19 protein-coding genes are annotated in these 24,752 nt (G+C 66.1%); 10 read left to right on the top strand and 9 right to left on the bottom strand.

Annotation, left to right across the window (positions count from 1 at the left end; translation table 11 throughout):
* Positions 1–71 precede the first annotated feature (71 nt).
* Positions 72–1,541: a CoA-acylating methylmalonate-semialdehyde dehydrogenase gene (locus ACFQO4_RS06305; protein WP_500260085.1), complete on the bottom strand. Its 1,470-nt coding sequence runs from the start codon at positions 1,539–1,541 to the stop codon at positions 72–74.
* A 176-nt stretch (positions 1,542–1,717) separates the two neighbouring features.
* Here ACFQO4_RS06305 and ACFQO4_RS06300 point away from each other — a divergent pair, with 176 nt between their 5' ends.
* The 4 genes from ACFQO4_RS06300 to ACFQO4_RS06285 all read left to right on the top strand — a co-directional run bounded on the left by ACFQO4_RS06300 (position 1,718) and on the right by ACFQO4_RS06285 (position 7,336).
* Positions 1,718–3,052, top strand: a complete 1,335-nt coding sequence (locus tag ACFQO4_RS06300) for an aminotransferase family protein (RefSeq protein ID WP_500260084.1) — start codon at positions 1,718–1,720, stop codon at positions 3,050–3,052.
* Between the two features lie 245 nt (positions 3,053–3,297).
* On the top strand, positions 3,298–4,248 hold the full coding sequence (locus ACFQO4_RS06295; RefSeq protein WP_500260083.1) for an ABC transporter permease: 951 nt from the start codon (positions 3,298–3,300) through the stop codon (positions 4,246–4,248).
* The gene (locus ACFQO4_RS06290) at positions 4,245–5,150 is read left to right on the top strand and encodes an ABC transporter permease (protein WP_500260082.1); all 906 of its coding nucleotides are present in this window, start codon (positions 4,245–4,247) and stop codon (positions 5,148–5,150) included. Before ACFQO4_RS06295 ends, ACFQO4_RS06290 begins: the two co-directional genes overlap by 4 nt.
* Before the next feature lie 2 nt (positions 5,151–5,152).
* Entirely contained in the window at positions 5,153–7,336 is a 2,184-nt protein-coding gene (locus tag ACFQO4_RS06285) for a dipeptide ABC transporter ATP-binding protein (protein WP_500260081.1), read from the top strand.
* 235 nt (positions 7,337–7,571) lie between these two features.
* Here ACFQO4_RS06285 and glmS read toward each other — a convergent pair whose 3' ends face one another.
* The 3 genes from glmS to ACFQO4_RS06270 all read right to left on the bottom strand — a co-directional run bounded on the left by glmS (position 7,572) and on the right by ACFQO4_RS06270 (position 11,087).
* A complete protein-coding gene (glmS, locus tag ACFQO4_RS06280; protein WP_500260080.1) occupies positions 7,572–9,377 on the bottom strand; it encodes a glutamine--fructose-6-phosphate transaminase (isomerizing) in 1,806 nt (601 codons plus the stop codon).
* Complete coding sequence (locus ACFQO4_RS06275; protein WP_500260079.1) at positions 9,377–10,561, bottom strand: sugar phosphate nucleotidyltransferase; 1,185 nt, start codon at positions 10,559–10,561, stop codon at positions 9,377–9,379. The genes glmS and ACFQO4_RS06275 overlap by 1 nt, the downstream gene beginning before the upstream one ends.
* A 271-nt stretch (positions 10,562–10,832) precedes the next feature.
* A complete protein-coding gene (locus ACFQO4_RS06270) occupies positions 10,833–11,087 on the bottom strand; it encodes a DUF5789 family protein (RefSeq protein WP_500260078.1) in 255 nt (84 codons plus the stop codon).
* A gap of 179 nt (positions 11,088–11,266) precedes the next feature.
* Between ACFQO4_RS06270 and ACFQO4_RS06265 the strand changes: the two genes are divergently transcribed.
* Entirely contained in the window at positions 11,267–12,028 is a 762-nt protein-coding gene (locus ACFQO4_RS06265; protein WP_500260077.1) for a class I SAM-dependent methyltransferase, read from the top strand.
* Between the two features lie 13 nt (positions 12,029–12,041).
* Here ACFQO4_RS06265 and ACFQO4_RS06260 read toward each other — a convergent pair whose 3' ends face one another.
* Entirely contained in the window at positions 12,042–12,689 is a 648-nt protein-coding gene (locus tag ACFQO4_RS06260) for a helix-turn-helix domain-containing protein (RefSeq protein WP_500260076.1), read from the bottom strand.
* A 195-nt stretch (positions 12,690–12,884) separates the two neighbouring features.
* Here ACFQO4_RS06260 and ACFQO4_RS06255 point away from each other — a divergent pair, with 195 nt between their 5' ends.
* The 3 genes from ACFQO4_RS06255 to ACFQO4_RS06245 all read left to right on the top strand — a co-directional run bounded on the left by ACFQO4_RS06255 (position 12,885) and on the right by ACFQO4_RS06245 (position 17,814).
* Positions 12,885–13,880: a radical SAM protein gene (locus tag ACFQO4_RS06255; protein ID WP_500260075.1), complete on the top strand. Its 996-nt coding sequence runs from the start codon at positions 12,885–12,887 to the stop codon at positions 13,878–13,880.
* A gap of 155 nt (positions 13,881–14,035) precedes the next feature.
* Positions 14,036–15,316, top strand: a complete 1,281-nt coding sequence (locus ACFQO4_RS06250; protein WP_500260074.1) for an ABC transporter substrate-binding protein — start codon at positions 14,036–14,038, stop codon at positions 15,314–15,316.
* The gene (locus ACFQO4_RS06245) at positions 15,313–17,814 is read left to right on the top strand and encodes a methyl-accepting chemotaxis protein (protein WP_500260073.1); all 2,502 of its coding nucleotides are present in this window, start codon (positions 15,313–15,315) and stop codon (positions 17,812–17,814) included. Before ACFQO4_RS06250 ends, ACFQO4_RS06245 begins: the two co-directional genes overlap by 4 nt.
* 50 nt (positions 17,815–17,864) lie before the next feature.
* Here ACFQO4_RS06245 and ilvA read toward each other — a convergent pair whose 3' ends face one another.
* On the bottom strand, positions 17,865–19,076 hold the full coding sequence (gene ilvA / locus ACFQO4_RS06240) for a threonine ammonia-lyase (RefSeq protein WP_500260072.1): 1,212 nt from the start codon (positions 19,074–19,076) through the stop codon (positions 17,865–17,867).
* Between the two features lie 393 nt (positions 19,077–19,469).
* Between ilvA and ACFQO4_RS06235 the strand changes: the two genes are divergently transcribed.
* Positions 19,470–20,867, top strand: a complete 1,398-nt coding sequence (locus ACFQO4_RS06235) for an MATE family efflux transporter (RefSeq protein ID WP_500260071.1) — start codon at positions 19,470–19,472, stop codon at positions 20,865–20,867.
* 46 nt (positions 20,868–20,913) lie between these two features.
* Here ACFQO4_RS06235 and ACFQO4_RS06230 read toward each other — a convergent pair whose 3' ends face one another.
* The 3 genes from ACFQO4_RS06230 to ACFQO4_RS06220 all read right to left on the bottom strand — a co-directional run bounded on the left by ACFQO4_RS06230 (position 20,914) and on the right by ACFQO4_RS06220 (position 23,999).
* Complete coding sequence (locus tag ACFQO4_RS06230) at positions 20,914–21,858, bottom strand: formyltetrahydrofolate deformylase (protein WP_500260070.1); 945 nt, start codon at positions 21,856–21,858, stop codon at positions 20,914–20,916.
* Positions 21,859–22,251: 393 nt separating this feature from the next.
* Positions 22,252–23,211 carry an electron transfer flavoprotein subunit alpha/FixB family protein gene (locus ACFQO4_RS06225; RefSeq protein WP_500260069.1) on the bottom strand — a complete coding sequence of 320 codons (960 nt, stop codon included), beginning with the start codon at positions 23,209–23,211 and terminating at the stop codon, positions 22,252–22,254.
* Entirely contained in the window at positions 23,208–23,999 is a 792-nt protein-coding gene (locus ACFQO4_RS06220; protein WP_500260068.1) for an electron transfer flavoprotein subunit beta/FixA family protein, read from the bottom strand. Before ACFQO4_RS06220 ends, ACFQO4_RS06225 begins: the two co-directional genes overlap by 4 nt.
* A 214-nt stretch (positions 24,000–24,213) precedes the next feature.
* On the opposite strand from ACFQO4_RS06220, the gene ACFQO4_RS06215 reads away from it, so the two are divergent.
* Positions 24,214–24,702, top strand: coding sequence for a TRAM domain-containing protein (locus ACFQO4_RS06215; protein ID WP_500260067.1), 489 nt, complete (start codon positions 24,214–24,216; stop codon positions 24,700–24,702).
* Positions 24,703–24,752: the final 50 nt, after the last annotated feature.

Raw genomic sequence — 24,752 nt, 5'->3', positions numbered from 1 at the left:
GAGTCGAGGCGCGTTTTCCGCCGTCGAGGAGAACGGGAGATGGGTGTGGGTAGGGGTCCGAAGACGTCGACCTATGCGTTCGGCCAGCGCTCGATGTATACCGTCTCGTCGGTGTAGAACCGAACGACGTCCTCCGCCTGGGCGTGGAGATCGCCGAAGAACGAGTCTTTCTGCCCGCCGAAGTGGAAGAAGGCCATCGGCGCGGCCGTTCCCGCGTTGACCGCGAGGTTGCCCGCCTCCGCTCGGTGACGGAACTGCCGGGCCTCGGAACCGCTCTCGGTGAAGAGGCTCGCGGCGTTGCCGAAGTCGCTGCGGTTCATCACCTCGATTCCCTCCGCGACGTTCTCGACCGCCATCGCGGCGAGGACGGGGCCGAATAATTCCTCTCGGCAGATGGTCATCTCGGGGCTCACGTCCCGGAAGAGACAGGGACCGAGGAAGTTGCCCTCGCTGTCGCGACCGACGTCCCGGCCGTCGACGACCAGTTCGGCCCCTTCCTCGAGGCCGGTTTCGACGAATTCCCGAACCCGCTCTTCGTGTTCGGGCGTGATCAGCGGCCCTACGGTGGTCTCGGGGTCGAGGCCATCGCCGACGACCTGCGCTTCGGTCTCCGCAGCGAGAAGGTCAACGAACTCCTCGTAGACGCTCTCCTCGACCAGCACGACGTCGTTGGCGAGACAGCGCTCGCCCGAGCACGCCAGCGCGGAACTTACCGTCTTCTCGGCGGCGAACTCGAGGTCGGAGGTCGCGGAGACGACGACGTGATTCTTCGCCCCGCCCTGAGCCTGAACGCGCTTTCCGTGGGCGGCCGCCTTCTCGTAGACGTGTTTCGCGACGGGGGTGGAGCCGACGAAGGAGATGCCGGCGACGTCGGGGTGCTCGAGGAGGGCGTCGACGGTGTCGACGCTCCCGTTGACGAGCTGGACGACGCCATCGGGGAAGCCGGCCTCCTCGATGAGTTCGAACAGCCGCTGGGTCACGAGCGGGTCTCGTTCGCTTGGCTTCAGAATGAAACTGTTCCCGGTCGCGACCGCGTACGGGAGGAACCACAGCGGAATCATGCCGGGGAAGTTGAACGGGGTGACGGCGGCGAACACGCCGAGAGGCTCCCTGACGGCCGTCTCGTCGATGTCGGGGGCGGCGTGCTGGACGTGTCCCGCCTGCATGAGCGTCGGGATGCCGCAGGCGACTTCGACGTTCTCGATGCCTCGTCGGAGTTCCCCTCGAGCCTCGCCCATGGTCTTTCCGTGTTCGCGGACGAGGATCTCCGTGAGTTCGTCAAGGTGGTCCTCGAGGAGGCGCTTCAGTTCGAACAGCGGCTGGATGCGTGCCTCGACGGGCGTCTCTCGCCAGTCCTCGAAGGCGGCCATGCCGGCCTCGACGGCCGCGTCCACGTCCTCGTCGGTGCTGAAGCCGACGTATCCGAGGGAGTCGCCGGTCGCCGGGTTCACCACGTCCTGGCCGTCCGCGCCAGGGGCGACCCACTCTCCGTCGACGTAGTTTTTCACCGTCCCGAACTGTTCGGTGGTATCGTGTGGCATTCGTCTAGGGCTGTCCGCCAGCCACTATAAGGCTTCTGAAATTATGGATATTGTACTCACTATCCATAGAAAACATGGACTGAATGCTGTGTAACTCTGAAATGTAGAATTTTGTCCGAGAAATCTGATTAAGGGATAAATATTAATCAACAGAGTCCGATAGCCGTGGTAGGGACATGGTAACGGATAACTCGAGCGACGGGCTGAACGCCGTCGAGGCGATGGACAGGGAGTACGTCTTCGGGACGTGGGCCTACCAGAGCGAGGTCTCGCCGACGCAGATCGTCGGTGGCGACGGCGCCCGGTTCACCGACGCCGACGGGAACGAGTACGTCGACTTCTCCGGGCAACTCATGTGTTCGAATCTCGGCCACTCGGCCTCGGCGGTCGAGGAAGCTATCGCCGACCAGGCTCGAGCGGGGGCGTACTTCGCGCCGGGGTTCGCCACCGAGGCGCGGGCCGAACTCGGGAAGAAACTCGCCGAGGTGACGCCGGGAAACCTCTCGAAGACGTTCTTCTCGACCAGCGGCACCGAAGCCGTCGAGGCCGCGATCAAGATCGCGAAGTTCTACACGGGCAAGGACAAGATCGTCTCCCGGTACCGCTCGTATCACGGCGCGACCGCGGGGTCGATCAGCGTCACCGGTGACCCTCGCCGACTCGCCGCTGAACCCGGTATTCCGGGCGCGATCAAGGCGCCCGACCCCTACGCCTACGGGTCGACGCTCGACCCCATGGAGAGCCTCGAGTACATCGACGAGATGCTGATGCTCGAGGGCGACACCGTCGCGGCGGTGCTGGTCGAACCGGTCGTCGGGTCGAACGGCATCCTGGTCCCGCCGGAGGAGTACCTCCCGCGGCTCAAGGAAATCGCCCACGACCACGGCGCGTTGCTCGTCTGCGACGAGGTGATGACCGGGTTCGGTCGGACCGGCGAGTGGTTCGGCAGCGACCTCTTCGGCGTGACTCCCGACATCATGACGATGGCGAAGGGGCTCACGGGTGCCTACCAGCCCCTCGCGGCGACCGTCGTCACCGACGAGGTCGCTGCCCACTTCGAGGACAACATGTTCACTCACGGCCACACCTACGCGGGGCACCCGGTCGCCTGCGCGGCGGGGCTGGCGGCCGTCGAGACCTACGAGTCCGAGGGGTTGATCGAGCGGGCGGACGAGGTCGGCTCGTACCTGGGCGACCGAATCGCCTCGCTCGAAGTCGACCACCCGAGCGTCGGCGACGTCCGCGGAACCGGGCTGTTCCACGGGATCGAACTCACGAAGCGGACCGACGAGCGGGCTCCTTTCGGGACGCGCGAGGACAAACTCTCGAAGGGAGCGACCGTTGTCGACGAGGTCGCCGCCCGCGCGCTCGAGCACGGGACTTACGTCGCCAACATGATCAACACGCTCATCGTCGCGCCGCCGCTGACGATCACCCGAGAAGAGATCGACGAGGCGATTGCAGCGATCGACGTGGCCCTCGACGTCGCCGATGCGGCGATGGAAGCCTGACCCATCTCGGTTCGAGGTTCGAGCGGTTCCCGACCCGAGGGGCGAGCCCCTTTCCGGCCCGCGGGGTCGCTCACATGCGCCCGACCAGAGTCCGACCAACAGAATCCAACCCACAATCGAAATAATGAACGAATTTCAGGTAACCCTGGATTCCCACGAACTCGACACAACACTTAAGCGAGCCCGTGAAAACGACCTACCCATGATTTTACGCCTCACACCGCCGGAGGTGGCCTGATCGCTCGATGAACTTCCTTCGCTACGTCGCGGTGCGGACGCTCCAGACGGTCCCCGTGCTGGCCGGAGTCTCCGCAGTCGTGTTCCTGATCGTCCACGCGGCACCCGGCGATCCGGTCGTCAACATGCTCGGCATCCAGGCGACCGATGAGAACATCGAGGCGGTCCGCGCTGCCCACGGACTGGACCAGCCGCTGTACATTCAGTACTTCTCGTGGCTCTCGAACGTGCTCCAGGGCGACTTCGGCCGCTCGCTCGTCCAGGGCCGGGCCGTCTCGGACCTGATCGTGAGCCGTCTGCCAGCGACGCTGTTCCTCGCCGTCTCTTCGATGGTCGTCGCCATACTCATCGCAATCCCCGCCGGCATGCTGAGTGCAGTCCGCAAGGGATCGAAGACCGATTTCGCGGTCACGCTCGGGGCGCTCTCGGGTATCTCGATCCCGAACTTCTGGCTCGGTCTGCTCCTCATCCTCTTCTTCGCGACGTCGATCGAACTCTTTCCGGCGGGGAACTACGTCTCGCCGATGGACGACCCCGTCGGTGCACTCGAGAGCGTCTTCCTGCCGGCGGTGACGGTCGGAACCGCCTACGCCGCCCTGCTGACGCGCCAGACGCGCTCGGCCGTCCTCGAGAACCTGCGCTCCGATAGCGTGCGGATGGCGAAGGCGAAGGGACTCTCGACGCGCCGGATCATGACCGCCCACGTCCTGAAGGGGGCGCTGTTGCCCGTCATCACCGTCGCCGGGTTGCAGTTCGGCTACCTCCTCTCGGCCACCGTCGTCGTCGAGCAGGTGTTCGCCTGGCCCGGCATGGGACGGCTGATCTGGTTCGCCGTCCTCCAGCAGGACTACCCGGCGGTGCAGGGGGCCGTCCTCGTCGTCGCCACCCTGTTCGTCGCGATCAACCTGCTCGTCGACCTCACGTACGGCTACCTCGATCCGCGGGTGAGCGGCCAATGAGCGTCGTCTCGAGCGCCCGTCGGGATCGATTCCGCCGGTTCGTTCGGAGTTTCGCGGCGCACAAACTGGCGGTGGCCGGCCTCGCGGTCGTGTCGGTGATCGTCGTCGTCGGCGTGCTCGCGTTCGTCGACGAGCAGTTCTTCGGCGGAGCGATCATCGAAACCGTTCACCACGACCCGAACGACCCCGCGTTCACCCCGCTCGAGGGACCGAGTGCGGACCACCCGTTCGGGACCGACGAACTGGGTCGCGACGTCCTGTCGCGAACGATCTACGGCGCGAAGGTGTCGGTGCAGGTCGCGCTCACGGCGGTCTCGGTCGCCGCCGTGATCGGCTCGCTGCTCGGCGTACTCGCCGGCTACGCGAAAGGGTACACGGAGACAGTCATCATGCGCGGGGTGGACGTGCTGCTCGGGTTCCCCGCGCTCATCCTCGCGATCGGCGTCGTCGCCGCGCTCGGGTTCAGCCTCCAGAACGTCATCATCGCGCTGGGAATCGTCTACATCCCGCAGTTCGCCCGCATCGCCCGCAGCAGCGCCCTCTCGGTCACCGAGGAGGAGTACGTCGAGGCCGCCGAGGCCCTCGGCTACTCGAGGCGTCACATCGTCTTCCGGGAGGTGTTACCGAACTGCCTCTCGCCGCTGCTGGTCCAGGCCTCCCTGCTGATGGCGTTCGCCATCATCGCGGAAGCCTCCCTCTCGTTTCTCGGTCTCGGCGTCCAGCCGCCCCAGGCCTCGTGGGGGCAGATGGTCGCTGACGGGAGTAGCTACATGAGCAATGCCCCCTGGATTTCGGTGTTTCCGGGAGTCGCCGTCTTCGTCACCGTACTGGGCTTCAACCTGGTCGGCGACGGGCTTCGTGACGCGCTCGATCCGCACGAAAACGCTGAACGGAGGTTCTGAGCATGAGTTCGAATACGAACACGAGCACGAATACGAGTGACCCACTGCTATCGGTCGACGGACTGACGACGGAATTCGCGACCGACGAGGGCGGCATTCGTGCCATCGAGGACGTGACCTTCACCCTCGAACGCGGGGAAACCCTCGGTATCGTCGGGGAGAGCGGTTCCGGCAAGAGCGTCACCGCTCACTCGATCATGCGGCTACTCGAGGACAACGGCCGGATCGCGTCGGGCTCGGTCACGTTTGACGGCGCCAATCTGACGACGATGTCCGACTCGACGCTGCAGTCGATCCGCGGATCGGAGATCGCCATGGTCTTCCAGGACCCGATGACCTCGCTCACGCCGGTGTTGACCGTCGGCACGCAGCTCCTCGAGACGCTCCACCAGCACCGGGAACTGTCCGACGAGGAAGCGCGGGAGACGGCGCTCTCCCTGCTCGAGCAGGTGCGCCTGCCCGACCCCGAGGCCGTCTTCGAGTCCTATCCGCACGAACTCTCTGGAGGCCAGCGCCAGCGGGTACTCATCGCGATCGCCATCTGCTGCGATCCCGAGGTGCTGATCGCCGACGAACCGACGACGGCGCTGGACGTGACTATCGAGGCCCAGATCCTCGAGTTGCTCGAGGATCTCCGGGACTCTCGCGATCTCAGCGTCGTCCTCATCACCCACGACCTGGGGGTTGTCGCGGAGTCGACCGACCGCGTGGGCGTCATGTACGCCGGACGGATGGTCGAGCAGGGGCCGACTGAGCGGGTGTTCACCCAACCCCGCCACCCCTACACGGCAGGCCTGCTCCGATCGATGCCGCGGCTGACCGACCACGTACCCGAACTGCTCGAGGGGACCGTTCCCCAGCCCGGAAACCGGCCGAGTGGCTGTAACTTCGCCCCACGCTGTCCGTACGCGACGGCGGCCTGCGAGGCGGACGATCCGCCACTCGAGCCGGTCGAGAGAGACGACGGCGTCCCAGCGCGGACCTCCGAGACCGCCGCTGAAACCGCCGCTGGAACCGCACCGCCACCGACCGACGACGGCGCCGTCCAGCGAGCAGCCTGCATTCGAACCGACGAGATCGGCGTCCTCGAGCCCGTGCCCGCCGAGGCATCCGAGACGGCCGGGTCACGGACGACCGACGTCGGCGACCCCATCCTCGAGATCGAGAACGTGCGAAAGGAGTTCGACACGTCGACCTCGCTGCTCGATCGCCTGCTCCCAAAGGGATCGCCGCCGGTGCAGGCCGTCGACGGCGTCTCGCTCTCGCTTCGCGCGGGCGAAACCGTCGGGCTCGTCGGGGAGAGCGGCTCCGGCAAGACGACCCTCGGGCGCCTCTGTATCGCTCTCGAGGATCGGACCGAGGGCGACATCCTGCTCGACGGCGTCTCCCTCGCGGAGACCCCCGACGAGGAGCTCCGCCAGCGAATCCAGTTCGTCTTCCAGGACCCCAGTTCGTCGCTCAACCCGCGCCAGCGAGTCGCGCGCATTCTCGGGTTCGCGGTCGAGAAACACGCGACGCTGGCACCTAACGAGACGGTCACCGACCGCGTGATCGACCTGCTCGAGGAGGTGGGTCTCGACGCCGAAACCCGTCACCGCCACCCCCACGAACTCTCCGGCGGGCAGAAACAGCGCGTGGGCGTCGCTCGGGCGCTCGCGGTCGATCCGGACGTCCTGATCGCGGACGAGCCGACCAGCGCGCTCGACGTGAGCGTCCAGGGCCAGATCCTGGCCCTCCTCGAGCGGATCAAGGCCGAACGAGATCTCTCGATGATCTTCATCAGTCACGACCTCTCGGTCATCCGCCACGTCTCCGACCGCGTCGCCGTGATGTACCTCGGCCGACTCGTGGAGACCGGGCCTGTGGACGCGCTCTTCGCCGATCCGAAACACCCCTACACGGAAGCGCTGCTGAGCGCAATTCCCGACCCCGATCCCGATCCGCAGCGCTCGAGCGAGCGGATCACCCTCGAGGGCGAGATTCCGGACCCGCGATACCCGCCGACGGGGTGTAACTTCGCCAGCCGCTGTCCGGCGGTCATGCCGAAGTGTCACGAACACGACCCGGCGCTCGTCCCGGTCGACGGCGATCAGCGTGCGGCCTGTCTGCTCCACTCGACGGCTACCAGAGGCGACGAGGAGCCGCCGGAGGACGTTCTCGAGGCGGCCCACCGTGGCAGCGACTGAGTCGGACATCGCCGAAGCGACGGCTACAGCCGAACTGATATTTTTCATACAGAACGGCGGTCTGTGACCTCACAAATTAACCGAACAAAGTTCATCCAATAGTAATATATGTGAATAACTGTATACTACGGCTGCGAGATTTGGAACTGTTCCACCACCACCAACGAACCACCACAAATCTCGCAATTTTCTCGGCAGCGACCGTTCGGTCACCCACCGGTGACGTTCTCCGCGATCACTCGACGGTGACGCTCTTCGCCAGGTGCCGGGGCTTGTCGATCGATCGACCCAGCTCGTTGGCGATCCAGTACGACACCAGCTGGAGCTGGACGTTCGCCACGACCGAACTCGCGACGGCCTCGAGCGCCGGAATCTCGAGGACGTGATCCGCGTAGCGCTCGACGTCGGACTGACCGTCAGTGACCGCGACGATGGGTACGCCGCGGGCCTCGACTTCCTTGACGTTGCCGATGGTCTTCTCGGCTTCCTCGCCATCACCGGTCACGAGCGCGAACACGGGTGTATTCGGGCCGACGAGCGCAAGGGGCCCGTGTTTCAACTCGCCCGCTGCGAAGCCCTCGGCGTGTTCGTAGGAAATCTCTTTGAGCTTCAGCGCCCCCTCGAGCGCGACCGGGTAGTTGAGGCCGCGGCCGATGAAGAAGTAGGCGTCGGCGTCGCGGTATGCGTGGGCGACCTCCTGGGCGCTCGAGGTGTCGAGCACTTGCTGGATGGCGTCGGCGATCGATCGGAGTGACTGGATCAGTTCGCGAGAACGGTGGTCGCTCAGCGCGGCGGCGACCATGGTGAGGGCGGCCTGCTGGCTCGCGAACGTCTTCGTGGCGGCGACGCCGATTTCCGGGCCGGCCCGGATGTAGAGGACGTGATCGGTCTCGCGGGCGGCGGAACTGCCGACGACGTTCGTCACGGCGAGCGTCGTCGCGCCCACCCGGTTCGCCTCCCGGAGGGCGCGCATTGTGTCGGCCGTCTCGCCGCTCTGGGTGACGCCGACGACGAGCGAGTCGTCCGTGAGTGGCATCGTGTCAGCCGTAAATTCGCTCGCCAGGGTCGCCTGGGCGGGGACGCCCCAGCGGTTCAATAGCGAGACGCCGAACATCGCGGCGTGGTATGAGGTCCCGCAGGCGACGAACGTCACGGGGCCGTCGAAGGCGATGTCCGCCAGTTCCTCGAGTTCGATCCGGCCGGTGAGTTCGTTGAGTCGCCCGCGGAGACACTCTCGGATCGCGGTGGGCTGTTCGTGGATCTCCTTGAGCATGTAGTGGTCGTAGCCGCTCTTGCCGGCGTCTTCGGCGTCCCACTCGATGGTCTCGACGCTGCTCTCGACGACCTCGCCGTCCGAATCGGTGATCCGGATCGAGTCGCCGGTGAGCGTCGCGAACTCGCCGTCGTCGAGGTAGATTACGCGGTCGGTGTACTCGATGAACGCCGGGACGTCGCTCGCGAGGTAGTGGCCGTCCTCGCCCAGGCCGAGCACGAGCGGCGACTCGTGGCGGGCCGCGTACACCGTCTCCGATCCCTCGAAGACGGCGGCGATGGCGTAACTCCCCTCGAGACGCTCGATGGCCGCCCGGAACGCCGTCTCGGGATCGAGACCGTCCTCGAGGCCCCGAGCGATCAGGTGGGGAACGACCTCGGTGTCGGTGTCGCTCTGGAACGTGACCCCGGCCTCGCGCAGTTCCGTCCGGAGCGACTGGTAGTTCTCGATGATGCCGTTGTGGACGACGGCGACCCGGCCCTCCGCGTCGGTGTGTGGGTGGGCGTTCACGTCCGAGGGCGGGCCGTGGGTGCTCCAGCGGGTGTGGCCGATGCCGACGGACTCGCCGCCCGGCTCGTTCGCCGCCAGGGTCTCCTCGAGCGAGGACACCTCGCCCTGGCGCTTGTGGACGCGGAGGTCCGTGTCGCCGAGAGCGACGCCGGCGGAGTCGTACCCCCGATACTCGAGGCCCGAGAGCCCGGTCATCAGGACGTCGAGCGCGTCAGTCTCGCCCTCGCCGTTGCCGACGAAGCCGATGATGCCACACATCAGGAACGCACCTCCACGTCGTCCTCGATCGTTCCACGGAGGGTCGATCCCGCCTGGACGTAGGCGTCGGCGCCGACGATTACGCCGGGGGCGAACGTCGATCCGCCCTCGTCGTGGGCGTGGTCGGCGAACAGCGCGCCGAAGTCGACGTCCCGGTGGACCGCGTCGTTGATCTGCACGTCGCTCGGCCCGCCGACGACGGTCGACCCGGGGCCGATTCGCGCTCCACGGCCAGTGACGCAGTCGCGAACCGTCGCCCCGTCTTCGATTCGCGTGTCGGCGTCGACGACGGCGTGCGTAAGCGAGACGTTCGACCCGACCGTCACGTTCTCGCCGAGACAGACGTTCGGTCCCACGACCGACCCCGCCCCGACGACGCAGTCGGCGGGGACGACGACGGGATCGACCACCGTCGCGGACTCGTGGACGTAGGCGTCGGCTGACACCTGGCTCTCGACGCCGCCGCTGGCGAGGAGGTCCTCGGCGATGGTCAGCAGGTCCCACGGGTAGGTCGCATCGACCCAGAGGCCGTCGGAGACGACGCCCCGGACGCTGGCGGTCTCGTCGTCGACCAGGCTCGAGATGCCGTCGATGAGGGACTGTTCGCCCACGCGCGGGTCGACCCCGCGGATCGCCTCGAAGATGCGCTCGTCGAAGACGTAGACGCCCGCGTTGAGGTAGTACTCGCGGTCGTCGAGCGGTCGTTCGACGATCTCGATAACTTCGCCGTCGTCCGTGAGAACGCCGCCGTACTCGCCGACGTCGTCGGTCGGGATCAGGCCGAGCGTCGCCACCGAGTCCTCGTCGTGGGACTCGAGCACGTCCGCGACGATGTCGCCGTCGACGAGCTGGTCGCCGTAGACGACGAGCGTCGACCCCTGGTCGTCCCGGTGGGCGTCCGCCGCGGCCAGGAGCGCGTGGCCGCTTCCCAGCAGCTTCTCCTGTTGGACGTACCTGATCGGGACGTTACGGTAGGTCGGCCCGAAGTGAGACTGGACGCGGTTTCGTTGGTAGCCCACGACGGTCGTGATCTCGGTCACGCCCGCGTCGATCAGCGCGTCGAAGACGTGCTCGAGGATCGGCTTCGTCGCCGCCGGGAGCATCGGTTTCGGCCGATGCTTGGTCAGCGGTCTGAGGCGGCTTCCCTCCCCGGCCGCGAGCACGATCGCGGAGCGTTCGGTCATACTATTCGACCCTCCGTCTGGCGACGTCAGTCTTTTGGATGGACTCATGCACACGGGTTCTGTATCTCGGTCGATTCTCACGACGGGTGTCGAGTTCCCCTCGAGCGTCCCCGGTTCGACGGGTCTGGGGGCCTCGAGTCGGTGGGTTGTGAGCGGGTGATCGGACGAGCGGGCGAACGGGCGGACCCGAGCGACGGATGTGAACGCGAACACCCAACGTGGACGCGAGCGCGACAGACGCCCGTCGAACGGGGGCCAGGGCGGAGCCGACCTATCCCTCCCCTTCGGACTGGTACGGCTCGCCGACGGCCTCCATCGGCAGGGCGTTGTACAGCGAGTCCTCGAGTTGGTCTGCGGAGTCGTACTCCTCGCTGTGGGTCTCCTCGATGACCGAGCCGAGGTTGGCCTCCCCGTCGGCGAGCAACAGCGTCACGTCCTCCAATTCGACGGCGGCGTCCGCTCGCGTAATCGGGTACGAGAGTTCCGAGAGTGCGTGTTCGACGCGGCTGAGTTTGACTTCCTCCATACGCCTCGGACACCGCGGAATGGCTTGAATTTCTGTGAGGTTTACCGTGAGTGTCAACTCGAGTGATTCGAATTACCGTGAGTGTTCGCTCGAGCGATGCGAATCCGGGCTCGATGATATATAAATAGCCGATAGATTTCGTGACCAGGTACTCGGTCAACCTGGCCGAACCCACGACTATGAGCGACGAATCGACGGAGTCGAGGGACGTGACGGAAGCGGACGGCGACGGTGGCGTCTCGAGCGCCGAGCGCGAGGCTCACCTGGAACGCAGTCGGAAGGTATGGAATCGCTGGAGCGACTGGTACGCGATGAGCGAGCGCGACTTCGAGCCCATTCGCGAGCACGCAATCGACCACCTGGACCTTCGACCGGGGAACCGGGTACTCGACGTCGGCTGCGGTCCGGGGGTGAACTTCGAGCCGATTCTACGGGCGATTGGGGAGGACGGACGCCTCGTCGCCGTCGATTACAGCCCAGCGATGGTCGAGAAGGCTCGAGAGCGGATCGACCGACACGGGTGGGAAAACGTCGAGGTTCACCGTGCCGACGCGACGACCGTCGCGCTCGAGGAGCGGTTCGACGCCGGCGTCGCGACCCTCTCGATGAGCGTCATGCCCGACGTGCGCCGGGCGGTGGAGAACGTGTACCGACACCTCGTTTCCGGCGGGTCCTTCGTCGTGTTCGACCTCGGTGCCGTCCCAGCGGGACCCGCACGGGTCGCGAATCCGTTCCTCCGGTGGTTCCTTCGCTGGTACGCGAACTGGAATCCCGACGGCGACGTCGACGAATCGCTCCGGGCGGTCTTCGACGAGTGCGAGGTCGTCGCGACGTACGCCGCGGGGATCGGGTACACAGTACGGTGTCGGAAGGCTCTCGGTTCGGATGGCGGTGTCGACGCGGGCATCGACGCCGGTTCCACCGCGCGAGACGACCGCTAGCGGCCGCGCACGATCACCGGCGCGTCTCGAGCACCCGGCCAACGACGTTCGCCTCGCCGCGCCTGAGCAGTTCCGAGGACGTCGATACGGCACACTCGAGTTCGTCGGCGACCGCTTCGATGCCGTTGCGGCGCGGGACCTCGTAGTAGCCGACCGCCCAGGCGGTCTCGAGCGCTACTAACTGTCGCTGCGAGGCCGCCGTTTCGGTGACCGTCACGGAATCGCTCGTCCAGCGGACGTCGACCGTGACGCCGCCCGCGAGTTCCTCGATCACGGTCGCGAGGTCGCTCGAGTGGCCGACGAGAGTCGTTCGAATCGTCCGGTCGGACCGAATTTCGATCGGCGGAACCACGACGACGGTCTCCTGTGAGAGCGCGTCGAGCAACGACGTCCCTTCGGGCCCGAGGTCTCGACGGAGATACAGGAAGAACCCGTCGTCGGCGGGGGTCGTGTCGTACTCGTGAACCGTCTCGAGGCCGTCCAGGACCGACTCGTAGGCGTCGACGTCGCCGTACACGAACGAGGTAATCGTCTCGACGCTGTCGACTGCTTGCCCGCCGAGGACGACCTCGCGGTCAATGGCGGGCGATTCGCAGATGGCTGCGTGAATCGGCGCGAGTGCCTCCGGGTCGTGACCGAGCGAAACGCGCACGGACCTCATGCGTCGACGACACGAATTCGGCCGTTATATATTCACGATATGCTTCGGCCGAAACTCCCGTCGGTTCGTTCAACTCGCTTCCCAGAGCCGATCGGCGGGGACCGCAGAGAACGCACGAGACCCATTCGCACCCAGGGATTCGAACGCGGCGATTCGCACCGCTTTTGACCCTCGAGACCGAATCGGTGTTATCGAATGATCTCGAAGGGCTGTGAGCAGTGTGCGAAAGGCGGCAAGATGGTGCTGTTCGTCTACGGTTATTGCGACCAGCGCGACTGCTTTTACTGCCCGCTCGGCGAGAACCGCAAGAACGTCACGGACGTCTACGCCAACGAGCGCCTCGTCGAGGACGACGAGGACGTGCTCACCGAGGCCCATCGGATGGACGCCCTCGGCACCTCGATCACCGGCGGGGAACCCCAGGAGGCCCTCGAGCGCACCTGTCACTACCTCTCCTTGCTGAAAGACGAGTTCGGCCAGGACCACCATACCCACCTCTACACCGGCATTCCGGGGGGCCGAGAGAACATGCGACGGCTCTCGGAGGCCGGCCTCGACGAAATTCGGTTCCACCCGCCGCTCGAGCAGTGGGGCGACCTCCACGGCACCGAGTGGGAGGACATCCTCTACGTCGCTCGCGAGGAAGGACTGACTCCGGCGTTCGAGATCCCCGGCATCCGCCCCGAGACGGAGTTCCTCGACTTTCTGGACGAGGGCGCCGCCGACTTCTGTAACGTCAACGAGTTCGAGATGTCCCACGGCAACTACCGCCGGATGCAGGCGGAAGGGTTCGAACTCAAAGAGGGCCACATGAGCGCCGTCGACAACGACCGCGACGGCATCCTCGAGGTGATGGGCGACCACCCGAAGGTCTACTTCTGCACCTCGGTGTTCAAGGACGCGGCCCAGCACCGGCGGCGACTCAAGCGGATGGCCCGAACGGTCCGCCGGGAGTTCGACGACGTCACCGACGACGGGACCCTGGTTTACGGAAAGACTCGCGTCGCCCCCTCGAGATTCGAGGCGCTCGGGGTCCCTGAGGAGTTCTACACCGTGAAGTCGAATCACGTCGAGGTCGCCTGGTGGCTACTCGAGGAGATGATCGAGGCGGGTGACGTCGACGACGGCGAGATCGTCGAGCAGTATCCGACGTACGACGGCCAGGTAGTCGAGCGGACGCCGCTGGCGTAGTGTTCGACCCGTGAGTGAGCGATTTTTTCGGTGCAGAACCTTCGCTGAACAACTGCTGTAATATATCTTCACAAATGCATTCGTTATCTCACAATTGCTGTAATATCTCCAATGTTTGTATAAACAATTATTAATATGACCTCTAATACAGGCGTATGACTTCACCTCCCAGGCGTGCGGTGCTCGCTGCCGTTGGTGCCGGCAGTCTGACCGCGCTGGCCGGCTGCCTGAACGACGTTCGCGAGTTCGTTCCCTCGAGCGACGGCCAGAGCCAGGACGAAACGGATCGAACGATCAAACTCGGCGTGATGCAACCACTGACGGGCGACCTCGAGGCAGTGGGGAAGCCGATTCGGGACGCGGCGATCCTGCCTGCAGATCAGGTCGCCGACGCGGTCGATATGGGTGTCGACTACAGCGTCGTCGACACCGCCGCCGATCAGGTGACCGGCGTCCAGCGGGCCGTCGAACTCGTCGAGGCGGGGTACCCGATGGTGAACGGACCGGCCGCTTCGGACGTCACGTTGCAGGCGACCCAGCAGGTCTTGATTCCGTACCGGACAGTCTGTTGCTCGCCGGCGAGTACGACCCCGACAATTACGTCGCTGAACGACGGTGGGCTGGTCTTTCGGACGGCGCTCTCGGACTCCCTGCAGGCGGTCATCCTCGCAGAACGCGCCGCGAGCGACCTGGGCCACGACAGCGCGGCGGTCCTGTACGTCAACAACGACTACGGCTGGCAGTTGAGCCAGGCGTTCACCCAGGCGTTCGAGACGGAACACGACGGAACGGTGACGAACCGGGTGCCGTTCGAACCCCTCGAGGACGAGGGGGACGACCGATCGTACGAGGACGAACTCGAGTCCGCTCAGGCCGACGACCCGGACCTGCTGGTGCTCATCGGCTATCCGTTGACCGGCGCGCGCATCCTCACGGACTTCTACGACGCCGGCGGGGAGGAGGACGTGCTGGTGACCGAAGGGATGCGGGATCCGACGCTCCACGAGGCCGTCGATCACTCCCTCGACGGCATCCGGGGGACGGCCCCGCTCTCGGCGGGTCCGTACGCCGACGAGTTCGCCGACCTCTTTACGGATGCCTACGACGCCGATCCGGGCATCTTCACCGCCCACGCCTACGACGCGTCGGCCGCGCTGTTGCTCGCAAACGCGTACGCCGGGCAGAACGACGGGACGGCCATCCGGAGCGCGATGTACGCCGTCACGAGCGAGTCCGGAACGACCGTGACGCCCGCGAGCCTCGCGGACGGCCTCGAGCGAGCCGCCGCCGGCGACCCCGTCGAGTACCAGGGGGCCTCGAGTTCCGTGGTCTTCGATACGAACGGTGATACGGTGGACGCGACGTTCGAGTACTGGGAGTTCGACGAAAGTGCCGACGGCGGCATCGCCAGTCTGGACGAGGTGAGTCTCGAATGAGCCGTCTCTCGCGACTCGTTCCGGGCCCGATTCGCCGGCGGTACCTGCTCAAATTCGTCATCTCGATTCTCGCCGTGACGCTCGTGATCGGCGCCGTCGGCGCGGTCAGCTACACGGAGATCGACCGAACGGTTCGCGACGACGCGACCGACCAGCTCGCCTCGACGGCCGAGTTGCAGGCGGAGGGGATCGGCGACTGGGTCGAGTCGATGCGCGTCCAGACGCGAACGAGTTCGACCGACGAGACCCTGCGTTCCGAGGACGTGCAGGAAGTGCAGGGGGCGATCGTCGAATCGCAGGCGCGCCTCTCCGTCGACGTCCGGGCGATCCACGTCGTGAACGCCGAGACGGGAACGATCGAGACCAGCACGAGTTCCCAGTACCGGGACGTCTCCCTCGAGTCGGTCTCGGAGCCCTGGACGGACGCCGACTTTGCGAGCGAACTCGGCAACGAGGAAGCGGTCTGGAACACCGAGGAGGCCTACGAGTCAGAGGCTCTGGGCGATCAGGTGATGGCCTTCGCCAGCCCGGTCGCTGGCGACGACGATCGCGTGGTGGTGCTGATCGGCACCCTCGAGTACCGCGTCAACCAGCTCGACCAGCCCGGCGCGGCGTCGACGACGATGATCGTCGACGGCGACCGAAACGGGGTGCTGGCGCCGGGATCGCTCGCGTTCGACGGCGACGACCTCGACGGGGAAGCCGTCGAAGCGGCCCTCGGCGGACGGATGACGGTCGAGAACGAGGGCGACTACGTCCGCGCGTACGTCCCCGTCGCCGACACTCAGTGGGTCGCCGTCTCGAGCGTGCCCACCGACGCGGCCTACGGCGTGGCAACGGACGTGGGCCAGAACGTCCTCGCGATGCTCCTGGTGAGCCTGCTCGCGCTGGGGCTCGTCGCAGTCGTCCTCGGGCGGCAGACGGTCGCCCCGCTCGGGCGCCTCCGGGATCGAGCGGCGGACATGGAACGCGGGGACCTCGAGGTCGACCTCGAGACGAACCGCGTCGACGAGATCGGACAGCTGTTCGTGGCGTTCGACAGCATGCGAACGTCGCTTCGCGAGCAGATTCGTGAGGCCGAGCGGGCGCGGACGGACGCCGAGAAAGCCCGCGCCGAATCCGAGGCGATGGCCCGTCACCTCGAGACGAAAGCCGACGAGTACCGCGTCGTGATGGAGGAGGCCGCCGACGGCGACCTCACCCGACGACTCGATCCCGAGAGCCGGAGCGAGGCGATGACCGACATCGCTCACTCGTTCAATGCAATGCTCGAGGAACTCGAGGAGACGACCGACGGTGTCAAGCGATTCGCCCACGAGGTCGCCACCGCGAGTGAGCAGGTCACGGCCTCGAGCGAGGAGGTGCGCTCCGCGAGTGAGCAGGTCACGCAGTCGATCCAGGCGATTTCGGACGGTGCGGACAGACAGCACGAGGAACTGCAGGCCGTCTCCGGGGAGATGGAGGGCCTCTCGACGACGACCGAGGAGATCGCGGCCTCCTCGAACGAGGTCGCCGACATCGCGGCGCGGACGGCGGAAACCGGCCGCCGCGGGAAGCAGGCCGCTCAGGCGGCCAAAGATGGCATGGACGAGATCGAGGCGGAGTCCGAGGAGGCTGTCGAGGCGATCGACGCCCTCGAGGCGGAGATGGCCCAGATCGACCACCTGGTCGAGTTCATCTCTGACATCGCCAGGGAGACGAACATGCTGGCGCTCAACGCGAACATCGAGGCCTCCCGCGGCGGAACTGGCGGCGACGAAGACGGCGGGTTCGCGGTCGTCGCCGCGCAGGTCAAGGAACTGGCCGCCGACGCCAAGGAGACGGCCGAGGACATCGAGGAGCGCATCGAGTCGATCAGTTCTCAAACCCACGAGACGGCTGCCCAGATCGAGGGTACGGCGACGCGCATCGACGAGCACAGCGAGTCGATCGAGAACGCGGTGACGGCACTCGACGAGATCGCCGAGTTCGCCCAGCGGACGAACGACGGCGTCCAGGAGATCTCGGCGGCGACTGAGGAACAGGCGGCCTCGACCCAGGAGGCCGTGGCGATGGTCTCGAACGCAACCGAGATCTCCCAGGCGACCTCGAACGAGTCACAGCACGTCGCCGCCGCAGCCGAGGAACAGACCTCCGCGATTTCCGAAGTGACGACCTCCGCGAGTTCGCTCACTGACCAGGCGAGCCAGTTGAGTGCCGCCCTCGAGCGCTTCGAGACGGATGGTGCGGGCGTCGGGATCGACGGCTCTGGGGCTGGGGCCCTTCCGGACTCCGATACAGCCCACGCGTCGACGGCGTCGGACGAGCCGCTCGAGTTCGACGACGCGTCGGCAACGGAATCGCCCCACGACTCGGCTGGTGACGAATCCGTGCAGGTGGGTGGAGACGGAGACGAAGACAAAGACGAAGCCCTCGAGAACGTCGAGGATGAGCGCGAAACTGCAGACGACTCGGGGCCCGACACCGAGGGAACGTTCACGTTCGGAGACACTAAATAGGGTTCGGAACGGCTTCGACTTCCTCCTCGGACGACGCTCGATTCTCGGGACTACACCAGGACTTCGACCGCGTACCCGTGATCCTCGATGGCCTCGAGCAACTCCGCAACGTGGTCGTGGCCCCGCGTCTCGAGGTCGATCTCGACTTCGGTGTCGCTCATCTTGATGTCCCTCGACGTTCGATCGTGCTGGATCGCGTAGATGTTCGCCCGATGGCCCGAGATGATCGCCAGGAGTTCCTCGAGCGCTCCCGGCTGGTCTTTGAGCACGGTCTGGATCTTCAGGTAGCGGCCGGTTTCGATCAGGCCCCGGACGATCACCGTGGTGAGCATGTTGAGGTCGATGTTGCCCCCCGAGAGGAGTGGAACGATCACCTCGCCGTCGTCGTAGTCGAACGCCTCGAAGAGGATCGCCGCGAGCGGGACGGCGCCCGCACCCTCGACGACGGTCTTCGAACGCTCGAGGAGGTGGGCGACGGCCATCGCGATCTGTTCGTCGGTGACGGTGACGACCTCGTCGACGCGCTCGCGGATGACCGAGAACGTCTTCTCGCCGACGCTCCGGGTCGCGATCCCGTCGGCGATCGTGTCGACCCCGTCGATGGTGACGACCGACCCCTTCTCGAGGGACGCCGCGACGCTCGAGGCGCCCGTCGACTGGACGCCGACGACGCGAACGTCGGGTCGTTTCGCCTTGATGGCCGTCGAGATGCCAGCGATGAGGCCGCCGCCGCCGATGGGGACGACCACGGTCTCGACGTCGGGGCAGTCCTCGAGGATCTCGAGGCCGATCGTCCCCTGGCCGGCCATCACGTACTCGTCGTCGAAGGCGTGGACGTAAGTTCGGCCCTCCTCGCGCTCGATCTCGTGGGCACGTTCGGCGGCCGCGTCGTAGTTGGCCCCTGCGAGGACGACCTCGGCGCCGTAGCTCCGGGTCGCCTTGACCTTCGCGATCGGAGCCTGCTCGGGCATGACGATCTTCGAATCAACTCCGGCGCGGGTGGCCGCGAGCGCGACGCCCTGGGCGTGGTTTCCCGCGCTGGCCGTGACGACGCCGGCGGCCTGCTCTTCGGGCGAGAGCGTCTGAATGCGGTTGGTCGCCCCACGGATCTTGAACGCGCCGGTCCGCTGGAAGTTCTCGAGTTTCAGGTGGACCGCCGCGCCGGTCATGTCGGAGTAGGTGTGTGAGTACGTCAGCGGGGTGTGACGCGAGGTCTCTCGAACCCGTTCGCGGGCCTCGAGGACGTCGGCAAGCTCGAGCATACCTGCGAGTATCGGGCAAGTATTGTAAAGGATTGCTGTTGGCGACGGCCCAGCTGTTCGTCGATTCGGTCGGAGACAACAGCGCCGCTGGCCTCGTGTGGAAAACGTGCTGTCAGAAGCGACAGCACGACAGGGAATACAGGGTATGCACGGCGTGTGACGTGCGACTGTATAGGAGGACCGGAGATATATAAATCTCATGCAGCCGGAGCGAAAGTGTAATCGATAGACGGAAGCGAGGTGAAACTGGCGTCTGACGGGTAGCAGACGGTTGTCGTTCGTTCCTCGGTGACACGTCAGACGGGCCTTATTTCCACATTTACCCGGCGAACTAATCCTCGAGCAGCTTGCTCCTTTCGGAGGAATAAACGCCCCCGAGAACGGTTCGGCCGTATGGGTGCGAGCGCCGGTTCCGAGTCGACGGAACGGGAGCGAGTGCTCTCGGTCTGGAAACGCGTCCTCGCACTCGCGTGGCCGATTATGGCCGAGCAGACGACGCGGACCCTGATGCGGACCGTCGACATCGTCGTGACCGGCCTCTTTTCGCCGGCCGCCATCGCTGCCATCGGCCTCGCGGACCTCTACGCGCGCCTGCCGCTCAGGATCGGCCTCGGCCTCGGCGGCGGCGCCATCGCGCTCTCGAGCCAGGACACCGGCAGCGGCGCGACCGACACTCGCGACGAGGCGATCACCCAGGCGATCCTCCTCGGAGCCGTCGCCGGCGTCCCCTTCGTGCTCTTCGGCGTCCTCCTCAGCGAGTACGCGATCGCGGTCCTCGGCGCCGAATCGGCGGTCGTGACGTACGGATCGGTGTACCTCGCGATCATCATGGCCACGGCGCCCGCCCGCCACGTCGGCATCATCGCCGCGAGAGCCCTCCAGGGGACCGGCGACACGATCTCGCCGATGGTCGTCAACGTCCTCGCCAACGTCCTCAACGTGACGGGATCGGTCGTGCTGGGGCTCGGCTTGTTCGGCGCCCCGCGCCTCGAGGTCGTCGGTGTCGGCCTCGCGACGGCTGGCGCCAACGTGTTCACGGCGCTCGCGCTGCTAGGGATACTCGCCGGCCCCTGGCGGGAGAGTTCGCTCGTCAGACCCACCGACTGGATCATCGCGAAGCAACTGCTTGCAGTGAGCGCACCGCGCATCGCCGAGGGCCTGATCGCGACTGCCATCGAGTTCCCGTTCAACTCGATCCTGCTGCTGATCAGCACGGAGGCCAACGCCGCCTATCAGATCGGCCGTCGGGTCTACCAGCAGATCTCGAGTCCCCTCTCCCGGGGGTATCACGTCGCCGCGAGCATCGTCGTCGGCCAGCACCTCGGGGAGGGCGATCCGGACACGGCCCGCTATGACGGTTGGGCGATCGCCGGCCTGGGACTGGCGACGGTCGGCGTCATCGGGCTGTTCCTCGCGGTCTTCGCGCCCCAGTTCGTCCGGATCTTCACCGACGACCCGGAAACGGCGAGCCACGCCGTCACCTTCGCTCGAGCATACGGCCTCAGCGCGCCGTTCCTCGTCGTCTACGTCGCCATCGCGGGTGCGCTCCAGGGCGCCAGCGAGACGATCTACCCCCTGTTGGCGCGCTCGAGCGGCCTGTTCCTGTTCTACCTCTGTTTCTCCTACGTCGCCGCCATCTCACTCGACTGGGGCGTCCTCGGCGTCGCGACCGGCGTCTTCCTGTACTACCTCTGGGCGTTGTGCGTCGTCTCCTGGGCGTACCTCGAGCGCGACTGGGCTGCCAAAGCGGCCCGGATGATGGCCGAACGTGGCAGTCGCTCGAGTGAGTGAACGAGTGAACGAGCAACGAAAAAATCGAACGCGACTCGCCGTAATCTCAGTCGTCGAGTGCGCTCGTGATTCCGTCGATCGGCCGGTCGGGGGTCACGTCCTCGAGTTCCCGGGGCAATCCGAGCTGATAGGCGTCGCCGTTTTCCCGCACCGTCGTCCGGCCGCGGTGGACCGAGACGTCGCCGTTCAGGTGGAGCTGGACGGCCTCGAGCAGCGCCTCGGCCTCGAGTGGCTGTCCGCGGGCTTTCATCTCCGCGAGGTCGGCATCGTCGGGGACGTCGAAGGCCCGCTGGGTGATGATTGGCCCCTGGTCGAGATCCGTCGTGACGTAGTGGGCGGTGACGCCGGCGACACGGACGCCCTCCTCGATGGCCTGCCGGTAGGCCTCGGCGCCAGGGAACGACGGCAGCAGGGAGGGGTGGACGTTGATGATGCGATCCTCGTAGCGGAACACGACGTTCGGACTCAGGATCCGCATGTACCGGGCGAGGACGATCAGGTCGGCGTCGTACTCGGCGAGCAACTCGAGCAACCTGTCTTCGTCCTGCTGGCCGTTCTCCGTCCCGACGTTGTGGAACGGCACGTCGTAGTGGTCGGCAAGAGGCTCGAGGGTGTCGTGGTTGCCGATCACGACGCCGATGTCGGCGCCCAGGCGGTCGTTGGCCCAGGCTTCGAACAGCGCCTCGAGGCAGTGGCTCTCCTTCGTGACCAGGACGGCGATCTGCTGGCTGTCGCGGTCGGTCGGGAACCGGACCTGGACGTCCAGTCCCAGGTCGTCGCCCAGATCCTCGAGGTCGGCGCGCAGTTTGGCCTCCGTGCAGACCATCCCCGACGTGTCGATGGCGAGGTTCATCCGGAAGACGCCGTCGCGAACCGCCTGGTCGAGGTCCTCGATGTTGCACCCACGCTCGAACAGGAGTGTCGTGACGTTGGCGATTAGCCCGGTGTCGTCGTCTCCGACGACCGTGATTTCGGTCAGATCGGTCGTCATCGACACCACCGCCGCTCGAGCACTGCAGTAGACATTACCTCTCCCCCACGTCTCGAACGGGGAAAAGCCCTGCCATCGGTGTAATATTCGGACTCGCTCGAGGTGAAGCCGAGCCGCGACCGAGATAATACTATAGAATGTATAGTTTGGGGCCAGCCGAAAATCGCCCTCGATCCAACCGCGTCGCTCGCGCGGGTACTCAGGACTCGATCAGTGCCGGCACGACGCCAGAACCACCTTTTTCTCGTCGGGTTCGCTCACGGCGGTGCCGTTCGCGATCGCGGTTCTCACTCTCTACGATCGCTCCGAACCGCGCCCTGCTCACCACTCCTCGAAAAATCTGGACCAAAAACCGTGCTCGCGTTCCGCACCGCGTACCGCTCGCGCGGGTGTTCAGGAGAACTGCTCGATCAGCGCCGGCACCACGTCGAAGAGGTCGTCGTGGATCGCGTAATCGGCGATGTCCATGATCGGCGCGTTCGGGTCTGTGTTGATCGCGACGATCGTCTCGGAGCCTTTCATCCCGGCGACGTGCTGGACGGCGCCGGAGATGCCGATGGCGATGTAGACGTCGGGCGTGACGACCTTGCCGGATTGGCCGACCTGGCGGTTGGCCGGGAGCCAGCCCGCGTCGACGATCGGTCGCGACGACGAGAGCGTCGCGTCGAGCGCCTCGACCAGCTCGCGAATCAGGTCCAGGTTCTCCTCTTCCTCGATGCCGCGGCCGATGGAGACCAGGAGGTCGGCCTCGCTGATGTCGACGTCGCCGCCGGCAACCTCCTCGAATCCCGTCACCGAGGAGCCGATGGCGTCCTCGTCGATGTCGGCCTCGAAGGCCTCGACGGTGGCGTCGCCCGCGGCTTCGGTGGGTTCCCACTCGGCGCCACGGATCGTAACGGCTACCTGGTCGGCGTCGACCTCGGTGGTCGTCTCGACCTTGCCGCCGTACATCTCGCGCGTGCCGACGAGGGTGTCGCCCTCGGTCGCGAGGCCGACGGCGTCGGTGACGAGCGGAATCTCGAGGCGCGTGGCGACCGCAGGGGCGTAGTCCAGCCCGTTGACGCTGTTGGGCATCACCAGGTAGGCGGGCTCGAGCTCGCCCGCCAGCTGGGTGATCGCCTGCGTGTAGACGTCGTGGTTGAATTCGTCGCCGTAGGCGACGGTGTGGACGGTGTCGACGCCTTCCAGATTCAGCGCGTCGGCGAAGGTCTCGACGTCGCCGCCGACAACGGCCATGTGGAGGTCGCCGCCGGTTTCGCCGGCGAGTTCGGCACCCGCGGTGACGACCTCACGGCTGACGTCCCGGAGCTCGCCCTGGCGGTGCTCGGCGACGGCCAGCACGTCGGCGCTCATTGGGCCACCCCCTTCTCCCGCAGGAGATCAGCGAGTTGCGCGGCCGTCTCGTCGGCGCCACCCTCGAAGACGGTGGTGTCGCTCTCGCTCTCGGGTTCGTACATCGCGGTCAGTCGGAGGTCACCCGCGACGGCGTCGGCCTCGACGCCCAGGTCGGCGAGCGTCTGATGGTCGAGCTCCTTGCGCTGGGCCATCCGGATGCCCCGGAGGCTGGCGTAGCGGGGCTCGTTGATCCCCGTCTGGATCGTGAGCACGGCGGGGACGTCGATCTCGGTTAGCTCCTCGATCCCGCCCTCGAGTTCGCGGTGGACCGACGCGGTCTCGTCTCCGGCTTCCAGATCCAATTGGTTGACGACGGCGCCCCACTGGTAGCCGACGGCTTCCGCGAGGGCGACGCCCGTCGCACCGAAGCTGTCGTCGCCTGACTGGACGCCCGTCAGGACGAGGTCAGGGTCCTCGGCTTCGACGACCGCCTCGAGGATAGCGACTTTCGCACCGACGTCGAGGAGGTCGACGTCCTCGAGGGCGTCGTCCCAGACGCGGATGGCGCGGTCGGCGCCCTTCGCGAGCGCCTGGCGGATGGTCTGTTCGGTCTCCTCGTCACCGATGGTGACGGTGACGACCTCGTCGACGACGCCGTCTTCCTCGAGCTGGACGGCCTCTTCGATGGCGTAGTCGTCCCACTCGTTGAGATCGGCGCCGAGATACCGCTCGTCGATGGTCGTGCCGTCGATTTCGAACTCGTCTTCGACGGTCGCAACCTCCTTGACCGGTACGAGTACCTTCATCATCGTTGATTGCGCTCCCCCGGGCGTAAACGTTTTCGAAACCGCGCGTCGCGGACGTTCAGTTGATTCGGGTTCGCCTGGACTCGCGACCATCTCTCACCGATCGAGAGTATCACGCGTCCGGACGCGTCTGCGGTGGGTTTACCCGGCGTTTGTCTCGATTCTGGAAGCCGGTTCCGGAAGCGGTTTAACGATACCACAGGTACTAGGGTCCATGGCGGACTGTCCACTCGCAGACGACTGCCCCAGCTTTACCGAGCGAATCAGCGGAATGGGGTGTACGCACTACGGCGACCGCGGCGGCAAAGAGTGGTGTAACCACTACAACCAGCCGATCCAGGACCTCAAGACCCAGCCGGTCAAATCCGGCGAGGAAGTGGTCGTCGACGTCGTCGACATGCACGAAAGCGGCGCCGGCGTCGGGCGAACCGAAGACGGCTTCATCGTCATGATCGACGGCGTCCTGCCGGAGGCCCGGGTCAAAGCCGAAATCACCCGCGTCCACAGCAATCACGCACGCGCAGATGTCCTCGAGCGACTGCCCCTCGAGCCCGAGGATGAGAGCGACGAGGATGACGACGACGCGGACGCCGACGGGGCAGACGGAGCCGACGCCGACGACGAGGAAGACACGTCCGAGCGAGGCGGGCGTCGCCCACAGCGCGAACAACTCGGCAGTCGCGAGAACTTCTGGGGCTCCTGAGCGGGCCGCCAGGGTGGACAGAGCCTTCGTAGAGCCGTCGCCACGTATTC

Origin of the sequence: Saliphagus sp. GCM10025334, from assembly GCF_042663485.1 — an archaeon.
Taxonomy (GTDB): domain Archaea; phylum Halobacteriota; class Halobacteria; order Halobacteriales; family Natrialbaceae; genus Natronosalvus.
Note: the sequence above shows the minus strand (reverse complement) of the source record. Positions and strands in the feature narration are given on the sequence as shown.

What these genes read in the sequence shown, in the direction of transcription:
- ACFQO4_RS06305 (WP_500260085.1), bottom strand. Translation starts at nt 1,541, where the DNA reads ATGCCACACGATACCACCGAACAGTTCGGGACGGTGAAAAACTACGTC.
- ACFQO4_RS06300 (WP_500260084.1), top strand. Translation starts at nt 1,718, where the DNA reads ATGGTAACGGATAACTCGAGCGACGGGCTGAACGCCGTCGAGGCGATG.
- ACFQO4_RS06295 (WP_500260083.1), top strand. Translation starts at nt 3,298, where the DNA reads ATGAACTTCCTTCGCTACGTCGCGGTGCGGACGCTCCAGACGGTCCCC.
- ACFQO4_RS06290 (WP_500260082.1), top strand. Translation starts at nt 4,245, where the DNA reads ATGAGCGTCGTCTCGAGCGCCCGTCGGGATCGATTCCGCCGGTTCGTT.
- ACFQO4_RS06285 (WP_500260081.1), top strand. Translation starts at nt 5,153, where the DNA reads ATGAGTTCGAATACGAACACGAGCACGAATACGAGTGACCCACTGCTA.
- glmS (WP_500260080.1), bottom strand. Translation starts at nt 9,377, where the DNA reads ATGTGTGGCATCATCGGCTTCGTCGGCAACGGCGAGGGCGAGACTGAC.
- ACFQO4_RS06275 (WP_500260079.1), bottom strand. Translation starts at nt 10,561, where the DNA reads ATGACCGAACGCTCCGCGATCGTGCTCGCGGCCGGGGAGGGAAGCCGC.
- ACFQO4_RS06270 (WP_500260078.1), bottom strand. Translation starts at nt 11,087, where the DNA reads ATGGAGGAAGTCAAACTCAGCCGCGTCGAACACGCACTCTCGGAACTC.
- ACFQO4_RS06265 (WP_500260077.1), top strand. Translation starts at nt 11,267, where the DNA reads ATGAGCGACGAATCGACGGAGTCGAGGGACGTGACGGAAGCGGACGGC.
- ACFQO4_RS06260 (WP_500260076.1), bottom strand. Translation starts at nt 12,689, where the DNA reads ATGAGGTCCGTGCGCGTTTCGCTCGGTCACGACCCGGAGGCACTCGCG.
- ACFQO4_RS06255 (WP_500260075.1), top strand. Translation starts at nt 12,885, where the DNA reads ATGATCTCGAAGGGCTGTGAGCAGTGTGCGAAAGGCGGCAAGATGGTG.
- ACFQO4_RS06250 (WP_500260074.1), top strand. Translation starts at nt 14,036, where the DNA reads ATGACTTCACCTCCCAGGCGTGCGGTGCTCGCTGCCGTTGGTGCCGGC.
- ACFQO4_RS06245 (WP_500260073.1), top strand. Translation starts at nt 15,313, where the DNA reads ATGAGCCGTCTCTCGCGACTCGTTCCGGGCCCGATTCGCCGGCGGTAC.
- ilvA (WP_500260072.1), bottom strand. Translation starts at nt 19,076, where the DNA reads ATGCTCGAGCTTGCCGACGTCCTCGAGGCCCGCGAACGGGTTCGAGAG.
- ACFQO4_RS06235 (WP_500260071.1), top strand. Translation starts at nt 19,470, where the DNA reads ATGGGTGCGAGCGCCGGTTCCGAGTCGACGGAACGGGAGCGAGTGCTC.
- ACFQO4_RS06230 (WP_500260070.1), bottom strand. Translation starts at nt 21,858, where the DNA reads ATGACGACCGATCTGACCGAAATCACGGTCGTCGGAGACGACGACACC.
- ACFQO4_RS06225 (WP_500260069.1), bottom strand. Translation starts at nt 23,211, where the DNA reads ATGAGCGCCGACGTGCTGGCCGTCGCCGAGCACCGCCAGGGCGAGCTC.
- ACFQO4_RS06220 (WP_500260068.1), bottom strand. Translation starts at nt 23,999, where the DNA reads ATGAAGGTACTCGTACCGGTCAAGGAGGTTGCGACCGTCGAAGACGAG.
- ACFQO4_RS06215 (WP_500260067.1), top strand. Translation starts at nt 24,214, where the DNA reads ATGGCGGACTGTCCACTCGCAGACGACTGCCCCAGCTTTACCGAGCGA.